The 17,913-nt window shown below is 63.4% G+C and carries 17 protein-coding genes; 7 read left to right on the top strand and 10 right to left on the bottom strand.

Translation table 11 applies throughout. The features are described from left to right. Window positions 1–98: 98 nt before the first annotated feature. From ACN0TK_RS04695 to ACN0TK_RS04655, 9 genes are all read right to left on the bottom strand, one after another. Window positions 99–1,178 (bottom strand): Gfo/Idh/MocA family protein, encoded by a 1,080-nt coding sequence (locus tag ACN0TK_RS04695; RefSeq protein WP_417308295.1) that lies wholly within the window; start codon window positions 1,176–1,178, stop codon window positions 99–101. Further along, a complete protein-coding gene (locus ACN0TK_RS04690) occupies window positions 1,175–2,194 on the bottom strand; it encodes a Gfo/Idh/MocA family protein (RefSeq protein WP_417308294.1) in 1,020 nt (339 codons plus the stop codon). Before ACN0TK_RS04690 ends, ACN0TK_RS04695 begins: the two co-directional genes overlap by 4 nt. 42 nt (window positions 2,195–2,236) lie before the next feature. Continuing rightward, window positions 2,237–3,061, bottom strand: coding sequence for a carbohydrate ABC transporter permease (locus ACN0TK_RS04685; protein WP_417308444.1), 825 nt, complete (start codon window positions 3,059–3,061; stop codon window positions 2,237–2,239). 61 nt (window positions 3,062–3,122) lie between these two features. After that, window positions 3,123–4,049 carry a carbohydrate ABC transporter permease gene (locus ACN0TK_RS04680; RefSeq protein ID WP_417308443.1) on the bottom strand — a complete coding sequence of 309 codons (927 nt, stop codon included), beginning with the start codon at window positions 4,047–4,049 and terminating at the stop codon, window positions 3,123–3,125. Between the two features lie 28 nt (window positions 4,050–4,077). Beyond that, a complete protein-coding gene (locus ACN0TK_RS04675; RefSeq protein ID WP_417308293.1) occupies window positions 4,078–5,370 on the bottom strand; it encodes an ABC transporter substrate-binding protein in 1,293 nt (430 codons plus the stop codon). A 144-nt stretch (window positions 5,371–5,514) separates the two neighbouring features. Further along, on the bottom strand, window positions 5,515–6,186 hold the full coding sequence (locus tag ACN0TK_RS04670) for a TetR/AcrR family transcriptional regulator (RefSeq protein WP_417308292.1): 672 nt from the start codon (window positions 6,184–6,186) through the stop codon (window positions 5,515–5,517). Beyond that, on the bottom strand, window positions 6,167–7,690 hold the full coding sequence (locus ACN0TK_RS04665) for a tripartite tricarboxylate transporter permease (RefSeq protein WP_417308291.1): 1,524 nt from the start codon (window positions 7,688–7,690) through the stop codon (window positions 6,167–6,169). The genes ACN0TK_RS04670 and ACN0TK_RS04665 overlap by 20 nt, the downstream gene beginning before the upstream one ends. 12 nt (window positions 7,691–7,702) lie before the next feature. Next, the gene (locus tag ACN0TK_RS04660; RefSeq protein ID WP_417308290.1) at window positions 7,703–8,275 is read right to left on the bottom strand and encodes a tripartite tricarboxylate transporter TctB family protein; all 573 of its coding nucleotides are present in this window, start codon (window positions 8,273–8,275) and stop codon (window positions 7,703–7,705) included. 77 nt (window positions 8,276–8,352) lie between these two features. Then, window positions 8,353–9,384: a Bug family tripartite tricarboxylate transporter substrate binding protein gene (locus tag ACN0TK_RS04655; RefSeq protein ID WP_417308289.1), complete on the bottom strand. Its 1,032-nt coding sequence runs from the start codon at window positions 9,382–9,384 to the stop codon at window positions 8,353–8,355. Window positions 9,385–9,609: 225 nt separating this feature from the next. Here ACN0TK_RS04655 and ACN0TK_RS04650 point away from each other — a divergent pair, with 225 nt between their 5' ends. The 7 genes from ACN0TK_RS04650 (at window position 9,610) to denD (ending at window position 17,070) form a co-directional block, all read left to right on the top strand. Next, the gene (locus tag ACN0TK_RS04650) at window positions 9,610–10,350 is read left to right on the top strand and encodes a sulfite exporter TauE/SafE family protein (protein WP_417308288.1); all 741 of its coding nucleotides are present in this window, start codon (window positions 9,610–9,612) and stop codon (window positions 10,348–10,350) included. Between the two features lie 84 nt (window positions 10,351–10,434). Further along, entirely contained in the window at window positions 10,435–11,589 is a 1,155-nt protein-coding gene (locus ACN0TK_RS04645) for a Gfo/Idh/MocA family protein (protein WP_417308287.1), read from the top strand. A 148-nt stretch (window positions 11,590–11,737) separates the two neighbouring features. Further along, complete coding sequence (locus tag ACN0TK_RS04640; RefSeq protein WP_417308286.1) at window positions 11,738–12,904, top strand: dihydrodipicolinate synthase family protein; 1,167 nt, start codon at window positions 11,738–11,740, stop codon at window positions 12,902–12,904. After that, window positions 12,904–14,307, top strand: a complete 1,404-nt coding sequence (locus tag ACN0TK_RS04635; protein WP_417308285.1) for a mandelate racemase — start codon at window positions 12,904–12,906, stop codon at window positions 14,305–14,307. The genes ACN0TK_RS04640 and ACN0TK_RS04635 overlap by 1 nt, the downstream gene beginning before the upstream one ends. After that, window positions 14,307–15,131 carry a sugar phosphate isomerase/epimerase family protein gene (locus tag ACN0TK_RS04630; protein WP_417308284.1) on the top strand — a complete coding sequence of 275 codons (825 nt, stop codon included), beginning with the start codon at window positions 14,307–14,309 and terminating at the stop codon, window positions 15,129–15,131. The genes ACN0TK_RS04635 and ACN0TK_RS04630 overlap by 1 nt, the downstream gene beginning before the upstream one ends. A 104-nt stretch (window positions 15,132–15,235) precedes the next feature. Beyond that, window positions 15,236–15,991 (top strand): SDR family NAD(P)-dependent oxidoreductase, encoded by a 756-nt coding sequence (locus tag ACN0TK_RS04625; protein ID WP_417308283.1) that lies wholly within the window; start codon window positions 15,236–15,238, stop codon window positions 15,989–15,991. An 89-nt stretch (window positions 15,992–16,080) separates the two neighbouring features. Beyond that, window positions 16,081–17,070, top strand: coding sequence for a D-erythronate dehydrogenase (gene denD / locus ACN0TK_RS04620; RefSeq protein WP_417308282.1), 990 nt, complete (start codon window positions 16,081–16,083; stop codon window positions 17,068–17,070). 90 nt (window positions 17,071–17,160) lie between these two features. Here the strand turns inward: denD and ACN0TK_RS04615 are convergent, their stop codons facing one another. Then, window positions 17,161–17,889 (bottom strand): metallophosphoesterase family protein, encoded by a 729-nt coding sequence (locus ACN0TK_RS04615; protein WP_417308281.1) that lies wholly within the window; start codon window positions 17,887–17,889, stop codon window positions 17,161–17,163. Window positions 17,890–17,913: the final 24 nt, after the last annotated feature.

The raw sequence follows: 17,913 nt of genomic DNA, 5'->3' as shown, positions 1-17,913 counted from the left end.
AAACCCGTCCTCTGCGGGGCCCGGGATGAGGGTCTGCGCAGACCCTCCGACATCCTCATGCAAGTCCTGACGGACCATGAGGCTGCTGTATGTCCCCATCATCGAAACGCCTCGGGCAGCCAGCTTTGATATTTCGGATGCGCCGCGCCCACGGGGAACTGAACCTCTTCATGGGTCTCGTTCGAGTGATAGATTGCGGTGACGATTTCGAGCGCCAGGCGGGAATCCGCGCTGGTCACCGGCAGCTTGCCGCCGGTCTCCAGTGCATCCCAGAAGCGGTACATCTGGGTGCCGAAGCGCGCCGGCACGTCCTGCCAGTCAGCGAGCAGCGCGTCGATTTCTGCCTTGGCCTTGTCATTGCGCGGCAGGATCTTCCACAGCGCCGCGCCGGGATTGTAGGGCGCGTGGTCGCTTTCGATGGTGACGTTCTCGAAGGCCAGCCGGATGCGGCTGATCTCGTCGGCGGAGCCCAGCGTGGCTGTGAAGCTTGCCAGCGCACCGGATTCCATTTCCAGAGAGGCGGAAACGCAATCCTCGACTTCGATCGGGTTCACTCGGGTCGCCGTGCGCCCGAACAGCGATTTCGGCCGGCCCATCAGATAAGTGAAGATGTCGTGCGGGTGGATGGCATGGCCCATCAGCACACCGCCGAGTTCGGTCTTCCACTTGCCGCGCCACGGCACCGAGTAGTAGTCGGCGCCACGCTTCCACAGCGTCTCGACCGTGCCGACATAGGGCTTTCCGGCAATGCCGGCGTCGATGATCGCCTTGGCCTGCTGGATGCCGTTGCCGAAGCGATACTGGAACACCGGCATCAGGCGGCCGCTGCTGGCCTTTTCCGCCTCGATCACTTCGTCGATGTCGGCCAGCGAGCCCACCAGGGGCTTTTCGCACACGACGTGCTTGCCGGCCTTCAGCGCCGCGAGGATCATCGGCAGATGCACCATCGGTGGCGTGCAGATATCGATGATGTCGATGTCATCCATGGTCAGCAGGTCATCGAAATTCTCGATGCTGCGTTCGATGTCGAATTCGTCGACTAGCTTGCTGCGGCGTTCTTCGTCGAGGTCGCAGATCGCCAGGACCTTGAAGCGGTCGGCGTTGGGCACATAGCCCTCGCTGATATGGCTGCGTCCGATACCGCCACCGACGACAGCAACGTTGTAGATCTTGCTCATTGCTGCCACTCCGTGCCGGTTTCAGCCAGTTTTTGGGCGCTCAGCGCCAGTTCCATTGCCTTGAAGCAGCGCGCCTGCGGCATCGCCGTCTCGGTGCGGTTCAGCACATCGGAGATCAGTGCGGGGCCATAGGGCAGCTCGACATTCGTGCAGTCGATGTGCTGGGCGCCGTATTTGTCGACGAGGAACAGGTGGTCCTTGCCGGGGCGACCAGCGATATCGATGTATTTCCTCAGTTCGATATAACCTTCGGTGCCGAGCAGGGTCAGCCGCCCGTCACCCCAGGTGCCGAGGCCATCCGGGGTGAACCAGTCGAGCCGCACATAGCCCGTGGTGTTGGGCGTTTTGAGGTGCATGTCGCCGACATCCTGCAGGCCGGGCCGGTCGGGATTGCCGCGGTTGGCGACGGTGGCCGAAATGACTTCGGCCTCGGTCTCGGTGCCCGAAAAGAACAGGAACTGCTCGCACTGGTGGGCGCCAATATCGCACAGGATGCCACCGTAGCGCTCGCGCTGATAGAACCAGTCGGGGCGGGAGTTGTTACGGATCTGGTGTGGTCCGAGGCCGAGCGTGTGCACCACCTTGCCGATGGCGCCGGCAGCGACCAGTTCGCCCGCCTTGACGGTCGAGCGGGTCTCGAAATGCTCGGAATAGCACACCGAATAGATGCGCCCGGTTTCGGCCTGGACGCGCTTGACCTCGTCGAGCTGCTCGAAGGTCGTCATCCCCGGCTTGTCGCTCATCACGTCCTTGCCGTGCTGCATGGCCTCGATGGCAATGCCGGCGCGTTCGGCCGGGATGGCGGCCGTCAGCACCATGAGGATCGACGGATCGTCAAGAATTTCGCGCCGGTCGGCGACGCGCTTGGCCTGGGGGAATTTCTCACCGAATTCCTTGGCGAGATCCTCTTCGGGCGAGTGGAAGGCGACCAGTTCGGCGCCGGCATTCAGAAGGCACGCAACCTGACCGTAGATATGGTTGTGGTTGAGGCCGATGGCGGCAAATTTGATGCTCATCTTGGGGTACTTGCTAACAAATTGAGAGTGAGGGGAGGCCGCTCAGCGCTTCATGCCTGTCGTCGCAATGCCTTCGATCAGAAGGCGCTGGAACGCGAGGAAGAACACGAAGATCGGCACCAGGCTCAGCACGCTCATCGCGAACAGCCCGCCATAGTCGGACTCGCCGGTCGAGTCGGTGAACGTCCTGAGGCCGAGCATGACGGTGTAGTCCTTGAGCTCGCTCAGATAGATCAGCGGCCCGAAGAAGTCGTCCCAGGTCCAGATGAAGGTGAAGATCGCTGCGGTCGCCAGCACCGGCATCGAGAGCGGCAGCATGATCTTGTAGTAGATCCGCCACGGGCTGGCGCCATCCATGCGCGCCGCCTCATCCAGCTCCTTGGGGATGCCGCGGAAGAACTGCACCATCAGGAAGATGAAGAAGGCGTCGGAGGCCAGGTACTTCGGCACGATCAGCGGCAGGAAGGTGTTCACCCAGCCGAGATTGAGGAACAGCACATACTGCGGGATCAGGGTCACCTGATAGGGCAGCATGAGAGTCATCAGCATCATGGCGAACCAGAAACGCCGGCCGGCGAATTCGAGCCGGGCGAAGGCATAGGCTGCCAGCGAACAGGCCAGCACATTGCCGATCACGCACAGGATCGAGATGGTCAGCGAGTTGGCGAAGAAGGTCGTGAAACTGACACGCAGGCCGTTCCAGCCGCGGAAGTAGGAATCAAGGCTCCAGCTGAACGAAGGCAGCAGCGAGATGCCAGAGCCGAAAATTTCGTTTTCCGGCCTGAACGATGACGCCAGCAACCACAACAGCGGATACAGCATCATGATCGACACGCCGATCAGCAGCACATGGGCGGCAACCGACATGAAGCGGCGGCGGGCGCGGAGAGCCGGGTCGTCTTCGCCGACGACGGTGAGCTTGTGCACGTCAGTCATCGTAGTGCACCCAGTATTTCGAGGTCAGGAAGGAGAAGGCGGTGAACAGCGCAACGATCGCCAGCAGCGCCCAGGCCAGTGCCGAGGCATAGCCCATGCGGAAGAACAGGAACGCCTCCTGGTAGAGGTAGAGCGTGTAGAACAGGGTCGAGTTGATGGGCCCGCCCGTGCCGCCGGAAATGATGTAGGCGGGGGTAAAGCTCTTGAAGGCGTCGATGGTCTGGATGATGGCGTTGAAGAACACCACCGGGGTCAGCATCGGCAGGGTGATCTTCCAGAACTGCCGCCACTTGGACGCGCCGTCGAGGCTTGCGACCTCATACAGATCCTGCGGGATCTGCCGCAGGCCGGCGAGGAAGATGATCATCGGTGAGCCGAACTGCCAAACGGCGAGGATGACCAGGGTCCACAGCGAGTGCTTGGGGTTCGAAATCCAGCTCGGCCCGTCAATATTGACCAGCGCCAGCAGCTGGTTGACCAACCCGTCGCGGGCGAAGATCTGCCGCCACAGAATGGCGATCGCCACCGAGGCGCCGAGCAGGCTGGGCAGGTAAAACACCGCGCGATAGACCGGCAGACCGCGCATGCCACGGTTGAGCAGCAGCGCGACGCCCAGCGCGAAAGCCAGTTTCAGCGGCACCGAGAAGACCACGAAGAACAGGGTGACCCGCATGGAAGTCAGGAACTTCGGGTCGGCCGTGAACATGCGGATGTAGTTGTCCAGCCCCGTCCATTCCGGCGCTGTCAGCAGGTCGAAATTGGTGAAGCTGAGATAGAACGAATAGATGATGGGGCCCAGGGTCAGGCCGAAAAAGCCGATGAACCATGGGATCAGGAACATGTAGCCGGGGGCGTGGTTTTCCCACGCCCTCGACCAGCTTGATGAAGTGTCCGCACCCCTTGAGGTGTCTGACGTCATAGAGGTAGCGGCCATCGTCTAACCCGTATTAGCTTGCGCGCTCGAGAATGGCGGCGGCTTCTTTCACGAAGTACTTGCCGGCATCTTCTGGCGAGCGGGCACCAAAGGCGACTTCCTGGCTGACGGGACGCAGCAGCGACGAGTCGATTTCACCGGCAGCCGGCGGCGGCGGCGGGGGCAGCGGCCCGAGCAGGTCGCCAAGGTTCGACACGAAGTTGAGCGCGATCTGGCTCTGTTCGTCCAGCGTCGGGGCCACTGCTTCACGCACGTGCGCGGCGCAGGGAATGCCACGCTCGACACCCAGGATCTTGCCCGCCTCAACGTCGTTGACGAAGAAGCTGATATAGGCCGCGGCCAGTGCCTCGTCGGCGATGCCGCCACCCATCGAGAAGAACATCGAGGGCTTGCGGTAATGGCCGCCACCGGCGCCCGGCGCGATGCGCGGGTAGCTGGTGATGGTCAGCGGGTCGGTCATCAGCGACTGATAGGCGACGAGCTGGTTGGAGTTCGACGGCATCATGGCCGCGTAGCCGGACACCACCATCGTGGTCTCCATCGGGCCGTTCTGGTCGAGCGCCTGGGTTTCAGCGTCGACGCAAACGCCGGCTTGACGCATCTTGTCCCACAGCTGGAACCAGGCGACTGCCTCGTCTTCACCGAAGCCGAGCTTGCCGTCGGCCGTATAGAGCGCAAGGCCCTTCTGGCGCAGCCAGTTGTCGAGCATCGGCTCGACGCCGGAACCGTCGGAGATCACCTTCATGCCGTCTCGGATGTTGGCGGCATTGAACGCCTCGCCCATGGCGAAGATGTCGTCATAGGTCGTGTCGCGATTCGGCGGCTCCACGCCGGCTTCCTCGAAGGCCGCCAGATTCACCAGCTGGGCCACGGAGTTGGCGCCGAGGCTGATGCCGTAAAGCTTGCCGTCGACCTTGCCGCCCTCGAGCTGGTCCTGGTCGAAGTCATCGAGGTTGAGCTGCGAGCCGACATAGTCGTCGAGCGGCGCAATGGCGTTCCGCTTGGCGTATTCGACGATGTAGCGGTAGTCCATCTGGACGATGTCGGGGGCGTTGCCGCCCGCGGTTTCGGTCGCCAGCTTGGTCCAGTAGTCACCCCAGCTGAGGACGCTGCCTTCCACCGGCACGCCATCAGCGGAGGCGGCGAACAGGTCGTTCACGCCATAGGTGCGCTCGGCGCGGTTCTGGCCGCCCCAAAACAGCTGGCGCAGGTCGGAACTCTGCGCGAAAGCCGGCCCGAAAGCCGACGCCGCGGCGAGTGCCGAGGTTCCCGCCAGGAAATGGCGGCGATTGAGTCTGATGGTCATTGCAGTCCTCCCGTTCTGCTGGTGCGGGCGGCGGTCGCCGCCTGAAATCTGATGCGCTCTTGATGGCGCTATATAACTGGTTGGTTACATTTAGTGCGCGTCGACCCATCGGTGTCAAGCGGGAGTTGCAGCCGAAGGGAAAACTTATTCGCCTTGACGATGGCCGGCGCGCAGATAGTCGATCACCATCTGTACGGCCTGGGCCTCGCGCTCCTGGATGGCGGCGAAATCGTTGAGGTCGCGATCGAAGATGACCGACAAAGTCTTGATGTTGGATACGTAGAAATAGCCAAGTCCAGCGATCGAAATATACAGCTGCATGGGGTCGACATCCGGACGAAATACGCCCATCTCGCCACCGCGGCGAATGATGTCCTGCAGTTCGGTCACCAGTGGTGAATGCAGCGCCGGCAGATCGGTAATCTGCTTCAAGAACCGTGCGTTCTGCAGGTTTTCCACAGCGAGAAGCCGGGGGAACCAGGGGTTGGCCAGAAAGTGCCGGAAGGTGAAGCGGACCATCCTGTCGATGGCCTCCACCGGGTGGTGCTGGCGCAGCGACAGCTCGCGCTCGCCGTTGCGGATTTCCTTGTAAGCATCCAGAAGAACCGTTTGGTACAGCGCTTCCTTGTTGCCGTAGTAGTGATAAAGCAGCCGCTTGTTTGCCTTGGCCCGCGCGGCGATCGCGTCGACCCGCGCGCCATTGAATCCCTGTTCGCAGAACTCGTCCCGGGCTGCCTTCAGAATGGCGGCCTTGGTTCGCGCCGAATCGCGCGGACGTCGGGTCTGAACTGTTGCGTCAGGGGCTTTGGCGTCCATGTGCTTTCGGTCTTAAAAGGGTTGAGAACCCCCGCTTTACCGCAGGGATCGACATCAGCACAGTGGCGATGATCACCAGCATGATGACGAGACTGATTGGCCGCGTAAAGAACGGGCTTGGATCGCCGTTGGTGATCTTCAGGCCACGCCGAAGATTGTCGTCGAGCAGCGGTCCCAGAATGATGCCCAACACCAAAGGTGCCATGGGGTATTTCATTTCGCGCAGGATGAAGCCGACGACGCCGAAGAACAGCATCACATAGACGTCGAACATGCGCTGGGTGATGGCGAAACTACCGACCACGCACAGCACGTAAACCACGGCCATCAAGCGTTCGCGCGGGACCTGCAGCACCTTGACCAGCGGGCGTGTCAGCGACAGGCCGAAAATGGTGAAGGCGAGAGTCGACAACAGCAGGATGGCGACGATCTCGTAAAGGAAGCTCGGGTTCTCGGTCATCAGCAGTGGGCCAGGCCGGATCCCGTGGATGAACATCGCTGCGATCAGCACCGCAGCTGCAGCAGAGCCGGGCAGGGCCAGCGTCAGTGTTGGAATCATCGCGCCGGGCACCACTGCGGAATTGCCGGTTTCCGCCGCGATGAGGCCCTCGAGGCTGCCACGGCCGTATTTTTCAGGATGCTTCGAGGATCGTTTGGCGGCCGCATAGGACGCCCAGGCGCCGACGTCTTCGCCCACGCCGGGAACGATACCGACGAAGGTGCCGATCAGGCCCGAGCGCAGCGTGGTCACCCAGTGCGGGGTGAGGTCACGAAGTCGCGGTATCACGCGGTCCGTCGAGGTGACGACCTGGGCGCTGGCCCGGCGCTTCATGACGCCGAGGATCTCCGCCAGGCCGAAGGCGCCGACCATCGCCGGGATCAGGTCGACGCCGCCGCTCAGCGCGGTGATGCCGAAGCTGAAGCGTGTATAGGCGTGCAGCCCCTCCATTCCGACCATGGCGACCATCAGGCCCAATATGCCGGCGATGTAGCCTTTCAGCGGGTCATCGACGGCGGTCATCTGACCCGAGATCACGACGCCGAACAGGGCCAGCCAGAAGAATTCGTAGGATTGGAACTTCAGCGCGGCTTCTGCCAGCAGCGGGGCGATCAGCGCGAGAAAGACGATGCCGATCACGGTGCCCATCGCCGACGAGGCGGTGGCGATGCCCATGGCTCGGCCGGCCTTGCCCTGCAGCGCCAGCGGATGGCCGTCCAGCGTTGTTGCGGCGCTGGCCGGTGTGCCAGGAATGGCAAGAAGGATCGCTGTGCGGCTGCCGCCATAGATGGCGCCGGAATAGACGCACATCAGGCTCAGGATCGCCTGGCTGGGATCCATCTTGTAGGTCAGCGTCACCAGTAGCGCGACCGCCATGGTGGCCGTCAACCCGGGCAGGGCACCGACCACGATGCCGAGCAGGGTCGCCCAGGCGATGTTGAATAGCGAAACCGGGGTCAGGAAGCCGGCAAGTGCAGTAGCGAGAAATCCTAGGCCGTCAAACATGCTGCGGGCTCTCTATGGCAGACGGACGAGGAAGCCGTACTGGAAGACGAGGGTCACGACGGCGGCCGTGACAATCGCCAGCCCGGCAGCCCAGGGAAGCGAGACCCGGATGGGGCGCTTGGGGTCGGCGATCCACACCTCGAACACCATGACGAAGGTGAAGACGAACAGACCGGTGGCGGCCCAGAAGGGGATCCTGCCGACGAGACCCAGCGTGTAGATCAGCACCAGCCCGATGACGATTCCGGCGCGCTGCGCGCTGCGGGACACAAGTGCCGCGCGGAGAGCTGCCCAGCCGCCCGGGGCGGCGCGTCGGATCGAGCGAATGGCCAGAATGGCGGCGCATAGGATAAGCGCCAGGCTCAGCAGGCCGGGCACGAGCCCCGGCGCGGTCAGCGGGTTGATGCGCCGGATTTCGAGCCGGTCCATGGTCCAGGCGCCGAACAGCATGGCACCGCCAAGCGCCAACAGAAACAGGGCGGCGACAAGGTCGGCGCGGTTCATGCGCGCGTCGGCAATTGGATCCGAGATGGATTCAGGCGGCGTTGCGACGGCAGCACCGTCGTCTGCGTCGGGATTGGTCATGGGGTACCGGCCAGGGAACAAATGTCAGTGGCCGGGCCGGCGGAAGTGTCGCCGGCCCGGAGCAGGAATTGCTGCGACTATTTGGTCTCGGTGCGGGTTTCGCAGTCGATGCCGATGGTCGAGGGGTCATTGACCGCTTCGCCACGCTCGACCGAAGAACAGGCCTCGAGAATGACGACCGGCATGGCCAGAGCCCGTGCTTCGTCGCCATATGACGGCGCAAAGACGGCACCAAAGGTTTCGGCGTAGGTCTTGATCGCGTCCGAGTTCTGCACCTGATCAGCCCAGATCTTGTCCATCGTGGCGATCACTTCATCGGGCACGCCGGCCGGAATGAAGATGCCGAAATAATCCGGTGCCAGATCCATATCGGGCAGCCAATTCGTGATCGGCGGGATCGGATCGACGCCTTCAAGGCTCAACGGCTGGTCGGACAGCACGGCAAGCGCGCGCAGCCGGTTGCCGCGGATCAGTTCGGTCTGTTCCACCGCGAGCTGGGTCGTCACCATCGCTTCACCGGATGCGGTGGCAATCGCGGCCGGCCCGCCACCATCATAGGTGATCATGTTGTAGTCGAAGCCGGCTTCGTCACTGAGCGCGGCGATCGCCGTGCCACCGGACGACGTGACGCCTGCCGTGGCAATGGTGATGTCCTGCCCGCGGCTCTTCAGCGCCTCGAGCAACTGACCGAAATCCTCGAATTCACTGTCGGCTGGCACGCTGACCACCGGCACGTTCGCGACCGACAGGTAGATGTTCCAGTCGTCGATATTGGTGTCCTCGAGCAGGCCCGTCACCGAATAGGTCGCATTGTTGGCGATGGCGTTGGCTGTCCAGGTGTAACCATCGCGCGGGGCGTTGAGCACTTCCTGTGTGCCGATGGCGCCGGAGGCGCCTGGCTGGTTGACGACGATCACCTCGACGCCAAGCGCTTCGGACAGGATCGGTGCGGTGACGCGGGTCACCTGATCGGTCGATCCGCCGGCGCCCCAAGGCACGATGATGTTGATCGGACGGTCGGGCTGCCAGTCCTGGGCAAAGGCTGCGGACGCGGTCATCGCCACGACCGAGGCAGATACGGCTAGCGCCGTGCAAAGCACACGAGTCATTCTGTCTCCTCCTGTTTGGCGACATGCTCGTTGGCATCCGCCATCCAGCAGAGTGAGGTTACGGCGTTGCGACTGTCAAGTTTGTAACCAGTTGGTTCGCCTGTAAGTCCAAATGATGCGCGTTGTCATGGCAATTGAGCCGCCGGTTAGAACTGGGCTGTTAACTGGCGAAAAACTCAGTGACGGGGGCGGCCGAACTGGCTACCACCGGTGCCGGAGGGCATCGTGGACATTACAATTTATCTCATCATGGCGGCCGCGCTGGCGGGCGGCGCGCTGGTCAAGGGCGCGACGGGCATGGGGCTGCCGCTCGTGGCGCTGCCGGCGCTGACGGCGTTTTTCGGCCTGCAGCACGCCATCTCCATTCTTACCATCCCGATCCTTGTCACCAATGTCGCGCAGGTCTGGCGGTTTCGCTCCGTGCGGGGCGAGGCGCGGGTCCGGTTCCTGCCGGCCATCGTTGCAGGAGGGCTGGTTGGTGTGGTCCTCGGCACCTGGCTGCTCGTCAGTCTGCCGGAACGACAATTGTTGTTCAGCCTAGGTGTGCTGTTGATCGTCTATATCGTTTTGCGTTTGACCAACCCGAATTTTGTCGTCAGCCAGGACCTCGGTCGCAAGGCAGCGCTGCCGGTCGGTCTCGGCGCGGGCATGCTGCAGGGCGCCACGGGCATCTCGGCGCCGCTCGGGGTCACCTTCATCCATGCCATGAAGCTCGATCGAGATGCGCATGTGTTTGCCGTGTCGGCGATGTTCCTCGGGTTCGGCGTGGTGCAGTTCGTCTCGCTCATCGTTTCGGGCGTCATGCAGACGGACTGGCTGATCCAGGGGGTGCTGGCGCTGATTCCGATCATCGTCTTCATGCCGGTGGGGCAGTGGCTCGCCGGCAAGCTCAGCGCCAAGGCCTTCGACCGGTTGATCCTGATTTTTCTTGGTGTCATCGGGCTCAAGCTGGTGCTCGGACTCTAGAACTTCGGTCGCGCTTGACGCGCGTCGCGTCACTTGGCAGACTATGTAACCAAGCGGTTACAAAGATAACGGGGAGGAAAGATCATGGCCGAGCGTCGGCTTGGGCTGATCATGCACGGTGTTACCGGGCGGATGGGGTACAATCAGCACCTGGTAAGGTCGATCCTCGCCATCCGGGCGCAGGGCGGCGTCGTGCTGTCGAACGGGGACCGGCTGATCGTCGACCCTATCATCGTCGGGCGTGACGCGGACAAGATCCGCCGTCTTGCCGAAAAGCACGACATTGCGCGCTGGACCACGGATCTCGATGCGGCGCTGGCAAACCCTGACGACACGGTGTTTTTTGATGCCGGCACCACGCAGATGCGGGCCGACCTGCTGTCGAAGGCCATCGATGCCGGCAAGCATGTCTATTGCGAAAAGCCGATCTCGGACGATCTCGAGGTCGCGGTGGCGCTCGCCAAGAAGGCCAAGGCGTCGGGCATCAAGCACGGCGTGGTGCAGGACAAGCTGTTCCTGCCGGGCCTGCTGAAGCTGAAAATGCTGCGCGACAGCGGCTTTTTCGGCCGCATCCTGTCGGTGCGCGGCGAGTTCGGCTACTGGGTGTTCGAGGGCGACTGGGGCCAGCCTGCGCAGCGCCCGAGCTGGAACTACCGCAAGGACGACGGCGGCGGCATCATCCTCGATATGCTGTGCCACTGGCGCTATGTGCTCGACAATCTGTTCGGCGAGGTCCAGGCGGTCAGCTGCCTCGGCGCCACCCACATCCCCGAGCGCGTCGACGAAAAGGGCAATACCTACACCGCCGATGCCGATGATGCGGCCTATGCGACCTTCGAACTCGAAGGTGGGGTCATCGCCCACATCAATTCGAGCTGGGATGTACGCGTCCGCCGCGACGATCTCGTGACCTTCCAGGTCGATGGCACGCATGGCTCGGCCGTTGCAGGTCTCCACAAATGCTTCACCCAGCATCGGGTCAACACACCCAAGCCGGTTTGGAACCCTGATCAGCCGCAGACCATGAACTTCTTCGACGACTGGGAAGAGGTTCCGGACAATGTGCCGGCCGAGAATGGGTTCAAGGCGCAGTGGGAGATGTTCCTCAAGCACGTCGCCGAGGATGCGCCGTGGCCCTATGGCCTCGAAGCCGGTGCCAAGGGTGTGCAACTCGCAATGCTCGGCCTCGAAAGCTGGAAAGAACGTCGCTGGCTCGACGTTCCGAAGCTGGGCATCTGATGAAACGGGGGTGGGCTTGGCTCCACCCTCATCCGGGCTTCGCCCACCTTCTCCCATCAAGGGAGAAGGCCCTGTGACTCGATCGTGCCCCGATCGCCTTCTCCCCTCGTGGGAGAAGGTGCCCGAAGGGCGGATGAGGGGGTTCTGAATGACTGAAATCAACCTGCCAAATGCCGACCGGTCGATGACCGCATATCGCCTCACCGGCGATCCGATTCCGTTCGTCAAACATCAGGCCAGCGATTTCCCGCGCATCGCCTACGCCGCAGCGCATGTGGTTGCCGATCCGCTGGCCGTGAACGATCCCTGGCTGACGCCGGCGATCGATTGGGAGACGACGCTGAAATTCCGGCATCGCCTTTGGGACCTCGGGCTCGGCGTCGCCGAAGCCATGGACACGGCGCAGCGCGGCATGGGGCTTGGCTGGGCCGAGGCGCAGGAGCTGATCCGGCGGGCGCAGGCGGAAGCGCGCACGCGTGACGACTCGCTCATCGCCTATGGCGCCGGCACCGACCATCTGCAGCCCGGCCCGGACGTGACGATTGCGGACATCATCTCGGCCTATGAAGAGCAGGTCGGGTTCGTCGAAGGCGAGGGCGGTAGGGTGATCCTCATGGCCTCGCGGGCGTTGGCCAAGGCGGCCCGGACCCCGGAGGACTACGCCGAGGTCTATGGGCGCATCCTGTCGCAGGTGAAGCAGCCCGTGGTGCTGCACTGGCTCGGCGAGATGTTCGATCCCGCGCTCGAAGGCTATTGGGGCAAGCCCACCCACGAAGCGGCAATGGATGTCTGCCTCGAGGTGATCCGTGCGCATGCCGACAAGGTCGACGGCATCAAGATCTCGCTTTTGAGCAAGGAAAAGGAAGTGGCGATGCGGCGCCGCCTGCCGGACAGCGTGCGAATGTACACCGGCGACGATTTCAACTATGCCGAACTGATCGCGGGCGACGACGAGGGGCATTCGGACGCGCTGCTCGGCATTTTCGACGCCATCGCGCCGGCCGCTTCGGCGGGGCTCGCGGCGCTCGGCCGTGGCAGCGAGAACGAGTTCTTCGAGCTGCTCGAACCGACCGTACCGCTGAGCCGGCACATCTTTGCGTCGCCGACCCGGTTCTACAAGACCGGCGTGGTGTTCCTCGCCTATCTAAATGGGCTGCAGGAGCATTTTACGATGATCGGCGGGCAGCAGTCCACGCGCTCGCTGCAGCATCTCGCGGAACTCTTCCGTCTCGCCGACAAGGCGCGTGTCCTCGCCGATCCAGAGCTTGCCGTCGATCGGATGCGGCGCGTGCTGGCCGTGCACGGTATCGCGTGATGGCGCCGATCATCCGTGTCGACGAGGTCGCCCTGTTCGAGCGGCCGGTTCGTTTTCGCATGCCGTTCCGCTTTGGCGTGGCCCGGGTCGAGCAGACGGCGCAGGCCTTCGTCCGACTGCGCGTCACCGATGCCGATGGGCGGAGCGCTGTCGGCTGGTCTGCTGAAATGATGATGCCCAAGTGGTTCGACAAGTCGCCGGAGCTGACGCCTGAGGACAATGTCGCGCAGTTGCGTCAGTCGCTGCGGCTGGCCGCCGATGGCACCCTTGCGGCGAAACCGGGCACGGCCTTTGCCCGTCATGCCGAGATCGAGCCCAAGCACCATCAGGCGGCGGCAGACGCGGGTCTCAACGGTCTCATTGCCTCGTTCGGCCTGGCGCTGCTCGACCGGGCGGTGATCGACGGGCTCTGCCGGCTGGCGGAGCTTCCGGTCGTCGAGGCGGTGCGGTCCAACCTTTTGGGCATCGATGCGCGTACGGCGCCCGAGCTCGAGGGCTTCGATCTCGACGCTTTCCTTGCGGCCCGGCCGATGCCTGAGACGATCGCCGCGCGACATACCGTCGGGCTCGGAGACGTCCTCACCGGTGCAGCGACCCTCGATGATGGTCTGCCCGACACTTTGGAGGAGGTGATCAACCGCTACGGCCATCGCTGGTTCAAGCTCAAGCTCGGCGGCGACCCGGAAGCGGACGTGGCCCGGCTCGTCCAGATCGCCGAGGTCCTCGACCGCATGGTGCCCGAGTATCAGGCGACGCTCGACGGCAATGAGCAATATGCCGGACCCGAAGCGGTGCTCGAACTTCTCGACCGGATGGCGCGCGAGCCGGCCCTCGCAACGTTGCGCAGCCGCGTGCTTTTCCTCGAACAACCGATCGCTCGGGCGAGGGCACTCGAAACCGATATGAGCCAGGTGGCTTGGCGTATCGGGCTCGAGATCGACGAGTCGGACGCCGACATCGGCGCCTTCCCGGCGGCGCTCAAGCTTGGCTACAGGGGCATCTCGTCCAAGTCCTGCAAGGGGTTCTATCGTTCGCTGCTCAATATGGCGCGCGTCGAACAGGCGAGGGCCGGGGGCGTCGATGCGTTTCTTTCCGCCGAGGATCTGACGACGCAGGCGGGTATCGGGCTGCAACAGGATCTGGCGCTTGCGGCAATGGCGGGCGCCACGCATATCGAGCGCAATGGCCACCACTATGTGGACGGCATGGCGGGCGCACCCGAGGCAGAGCAGCAGGCGTTCCTCGATCACCACGGCGATCTTTATGTCGAAGCCGATGGCCGGGCGCGGCTGCGCATCGCGGACGGCGAGATTTCGCTCAGAACGGTCGGACAGAGTGTCGGGCTCGGCGCCGCCGTCGCGCCGGACTGGACGCAGATGATCCCATTGGGAGGAGAGGACTGATGGCCAAGGGAGAGCTCTCCATGAACCTGGCGACGCTGCGCAATGGCTGGTCCTTTGCGCAGATGGTCGAAGGCTGCCTGAAGCACGGCGTTACCGCCATCGCGCCCTGGCGCGATCAGGTCGAGTCCGTCGGCCTCGATGAAGCCGCGCGGATCATCAAGGGCAACGGCATCCGCGTCACTGGTCTTTGCCGGGGCGGCATGTTTCCGGCCGAGACGGCCGAGGGGCGCCAGACGGCGAATGACGATAATCTGCGCGCCATCGACGAAGCGGCGGCGCTCGGTGCCGATTGTCTCGTCCTGGTCGTCGGCGGCCTGCCGGGGGAGAGCAAGGATATCGCCGGCGCGCGGCAGATGGTCACCGACGGGATCGCGGCCATGCTGCCGCACGCCCAAGCGTCGGGGGTGCCGCTCGCCATCGAGCCGCTGCACCCGATGTATGCCGCCGACCGGGCCTGCGTGAACACCATCGACCAAGCGCTGGATATCGCCGGGCAGCTGGGCGAGGGCGTCGGTGTCGCCATCGATGTCTATCACGTGTGGTGGGATCCGAATCTCGCCGCGGCCATCGCGCGCGCGGGTCGCGAGAAGCGCATCATGGCCCATCACATCTGCGACTGGCTGGTGCCGACCAACGACATGCTGCTCGATCGCGGCATGATGGGAGACGGCGTTATCGACCTCAAAGCCATCCGCGCGATGATCGAGGCGGCCGGCTATCATGGTCCGCAGGAGGTCGAGATCTTCTCGCGCGACAATTGGTGGAAGCGGCCGGGCGACGACGTGGTCCGCACCTGCGTTGAGCGCTTCGCCACCGTCTGCTGATCCGCAACTGACTGTTCGTTTGACCGGCGTCAATTTGCCTCTGCCGATCCCGTCCTACCGTCCCCATATCCAAAACGTGGACGCAACAGACGGAGATTTTTGAAATGACATATGATTTTTCAGGCAAGGTTGCGCTCGTGACCGGTGGCGCGTCCGGTATTGGCGAGGCGGTGTCGAAGCTGCTCGCAGCCAGTGGCGCGAAGGTCGTGGTTGCCGATCTCGATGAGTCTGCCGCCAAGGCGACGGCAGCCGAGATCGAGAAGGCAGGGGGCACTGCCGCCGGCTTTGCCGTCGATGTGGCGGATGCCGCCCAGAACGAAGCCATGGTTGCGTTCGCCAAGGAAACCTATGGCGGCCTCCATTTGGCGGTCAACAATGCCGGTATCGGTGGTGCTGCAGCGCTGACGGGCGAATATCCGATCGAATCCTGGGACAAGGTGATCGACATCAACCTCAATGGTGTCTTTTACGGCATGCGCTACGAAATTCCGGCGATTGAGGCCTCCGGTGGCGGCTCCATCGTCAATATGGCCTCCATTCTCGGCTCCGTCGGCATTGCCATGTCACCGGCCTATGTGGCGGCCAAGCATGGTGTGGTCGGGCTGACCAAATCGGCGGCGCTCGAATATGGCGAGAAGGGCGTGCGCATCAATGCGATCGGCCCGGGCTTCATCGAAACCCCGCTGCTGACCAAGCACATGGATGAAGAGACGCTGAAGTTCATCGCCTCCAAGCACGCCATGAACCGGCTGGGCCAGCCCGAAGAAATCGCGAACCTGACCGCGTTCCTGCTGTCCGACGAGGCCGGCTTCATCACCGGCAGCTATCACCTCGCCGATGGCGGTTACGTCTCGCAGTAAAGCGCCCACCGTACCGCGGTCCCGCGCGCAACCCTTGCAGCGGATCGCTGGCTGATTACAGTCCCCTCGGATACATTCGAGGGGACTTCATGCACATTCTCATCATCGGTGCGGCCGGCATGGTCGGCCGCAAGCTCACGTCCGCGCTGATCTCGGCCGGGCAGGTCGGTGGCAAATCCATCGACAAACTCACGCTGGCCGATGTCGTCGCGCCCGACGCGCCCGAAGGCTTTGCGGGCAGTGTTGATACGGTTGCCGCCGATCTGTCATCTCCCGGCACCGCCGAGCAGTTGATCGCCGGCCGGCCCGATCTGATCTTTCACCTCGCCGCCATCGTGTCGGGCGAGGCGGAGGCGGATTTCGAAAAGGGCTATCGGATCAATTTCGACGGCACGCGCTATCTGCTCGAAGCCATTCGGCAGGCCGGCGCTGGCGAAGCCTATGTGCCGCGGCTGATCTTCACTTCGTCGATCGCGGTCTTCGGTGCGCCGTTCCCCGAGGCGATCGGCGACGAGTTCTTCAACACCCCGCTCACCAGCTATGGCACGCAGAAGGCCATCTGCGAGCTGCTGCTCAACGATTATTCGCGCAAGGGCTTCGTCGACGGCATCGGCATCCGCCTGCCGACCATCACTGTGCGCCCCGGCAAGCCAAACCTCGCCGCCTCGGGGTTCTTCTCCAACATCCTGCGCGAGCCGCTAAGCGGCAAGGAAGCCGTGCTGCCGGTTTCGAAGGATGTCCGCCACTGGTTCGCCAGCCCCCGCGCCGCCATCGGTTTCCTGTTGCATGCCGCAGAAATGGACAGCAGCAAGCTCGGCTGGCGCCGTACGATTTCCGCACCGGGTCTGTCGGCCACTGTCGGTGAAGAGATCGAGGCGCTGCGCCGGGTCGCGGGCGACGAGATCGTGGCGCTGATCAAGGAGGTGCCCGATCCCACGATTATCGGCATCGTCGATGGTTGGCCGCGCAATTTCGACACGCAGCGTGCCGCGGCGCTCGGCTTTAGGGCAGAATCTAGCATGGACGAGATCATCCGCATCCATATCGAGGACGAACTCGACGGCAAGATCGGCGGGTAACCTTCCCGCACAAGAGGTTTCAGTCGGCGCTCCCTCCCCTTGATGGGGAGGGACGGGGTGGGGTGGTGCCTGCTCGCCACGCGGTGTCGGCTATTTCCTCTTGAGTCCCCGATATCGCGCTGTCCTGAGCTCGTCGGCATAGTCCTCGAGATCGGGCATGCCCGAGGCCTCGGCCTGGCGGGTGGCCAGTTCGATGTCGTAGGGCAGGCGGATGATGCTCAGGCTCAGTGGCGCCGGCCCTGTGTCGCCTTCCAGCACCGCATAGGTGGCAAGCGGAATGTCCAGCGCATTGCCCACACTGCCGACGTTGAACAGGCACTTGTGCCGGAACGACTTCACATAGGCGATGTGGATGTCGCCATAGCCGACATAGTCCGGTGTCGGTCCATGGCCGGTGAAATCGGTGTTCTCGAACATCGCCGCATGGTTTTCGAACGCGTCGTACTGGTGCACCCGGTGGAAGGGACTTTGCTGCGAGGCATGAAATAGCCGCACGCGCTGGCCGCTCAGCACGAACTCGACCGTACCGGGCAGTGCGCCCAGCCAGTCGAGACGTTCGCGTCCCAGCCGGGGGCGATTCCAATGATACGACGGGTGATCGTAGCCTTCGGCTGCGTTTGCATCCCAGTTGCCCTGCACCGTCGCGATGCAATGTGCGCGGCAGAGGTCTACCGCCGCCGCGCCGTCCGGACCCTTGCCGATGACGTCACCGAGGCAATAGATCGTCTCGATGCCGCGCGCCGCGATGTCGGCCAGCACCGTCTCGAAGGCCGGCAGATTGCCGTGAATGTCCGAGATGATGGCGATGCGTTCGGTCATCAGGGTCTCCCGCCCAAGAGCAAG

Source organism: Devosia sp. (assembly GCF_048261455.1).
Classification (GTDB): domain Bacteria; phylum Pseudomonadota; class Alphaproteobacteria; order Rhizobiales; family Devosiaceae; genus Devosia_A.
This window is presented reverse-complemented; position numbering and strand designations above follow the sequence as displayed.

Coding starts and splice junctions, on each gene's coding strand:
- ACN0TK_RS04665 (WP_417308291.1), bottom strand. CDS start 7,690: ATGTTTGACGGCCTAGGATTTCTCGCTACTGCACTTGCCGGCTTCCTG.
- ACN0TK_RS04625 (WP_417308283.1), top strand. CDS start 15,236: ATGACATATGATTTTTCAGGCAAGGTTGCGCTCGTGACCGGTGGCGCG.
- ACN0TK_RS04680 (WP_417308443.1), bottom strand. CDS start 4,049: ATGACGTCAGACACCTCAAGGGGTGCGGACACTTCATCAAGCTGGTCG.
- ACN0TK_RS04645 (WP_417308287.1), top strand. CDS start 10,435: ATGGCCGAGCGTCGGCTTGGGCTGATCATGCACGGTGTTACCGGGCGG.
- ACN0TK_RS04640 (WP_417308286.1), top strand. CDS start 11,738: ATGACTGAAATCAACCTGCCAAATGCCGACCGGTCGATGACCGCATAT.
- ACN0TK_RS04695 (WP_417308295.1), bottom strand. CDS start 1,178: ATGAGCAAGATCTACAACGTTGCTGTCGTCGGTGGCGGTATCGGACGC.
- ACN0TK_RS04615 (WP_417308281.1), bottom strand. CDS start 17,889: ATGACCGAACGCATCGCCATCATCTCGGACATTCACGGCAATCTGCCG.
- ACN0TK_RS04670 (WP_417308292.1), bottom strand. CDS start 6,186: ATGGACGCCAAAGCCCCTGACGCAACAGTTCAGACCCGACGTCCGCGC.
- ACN0TK_RS04675 (WP_417308293.1), bottom strand. CDS start 5,370: ATGACCATCAGACTCAATCGCCGCCATTTCCTGGCGGGAACCTCGGCA.
- ACN0TK_RS04630 (WP_417308284.1), top strand. CDS start 14,307: ATGGCCAAGGGAGAGCTCTCCATGAACCTGGCGACGCTGCGCAATGGC.
- ACN0TK_RS04685 (WP_417308444.1), bottom strand. CDS start 3,061: ATGTCGGTTGCCGCCCATGTGCTGCTGATCGGCGTGTCGATCATGATG.
- ACN0TK_RS04635 (WP_417308285.1), top strand. CDS start 12,904: ATGGCGCCGATCATCCGTGTCGACGAGGTCGCCCTGTTCGAGCGGCCG.
- ACN0TK_RS04655 (WP_417308289.1), bottom strand. CDS start 9,384: ATGACTCGTGTGCTTTGCACGGCGCTAGCCGTATCTGCCTCGGTCGTG.
- ACN0TK_RS04690 (WP_417308294.1), bottom strand. CDS start 2,194: ATGAGCATCAAATTTGCCGCCATCGGCCTCAACCACAACCATATCTAC.
- ACN0TK_RS04660 (WP_417308290.1), bottom strand. CDS start 8,275: ATGACCAATCCCGACGCAGACGACGGTGCTGCCGTCGCAACGCCGCCT.
- denD (WP_417308282.1), top strand. CDS start 16,081: ATGCACATTCTCATCATCGGTGCGGCCGGCATGGTCGGCCGCAAGCTC.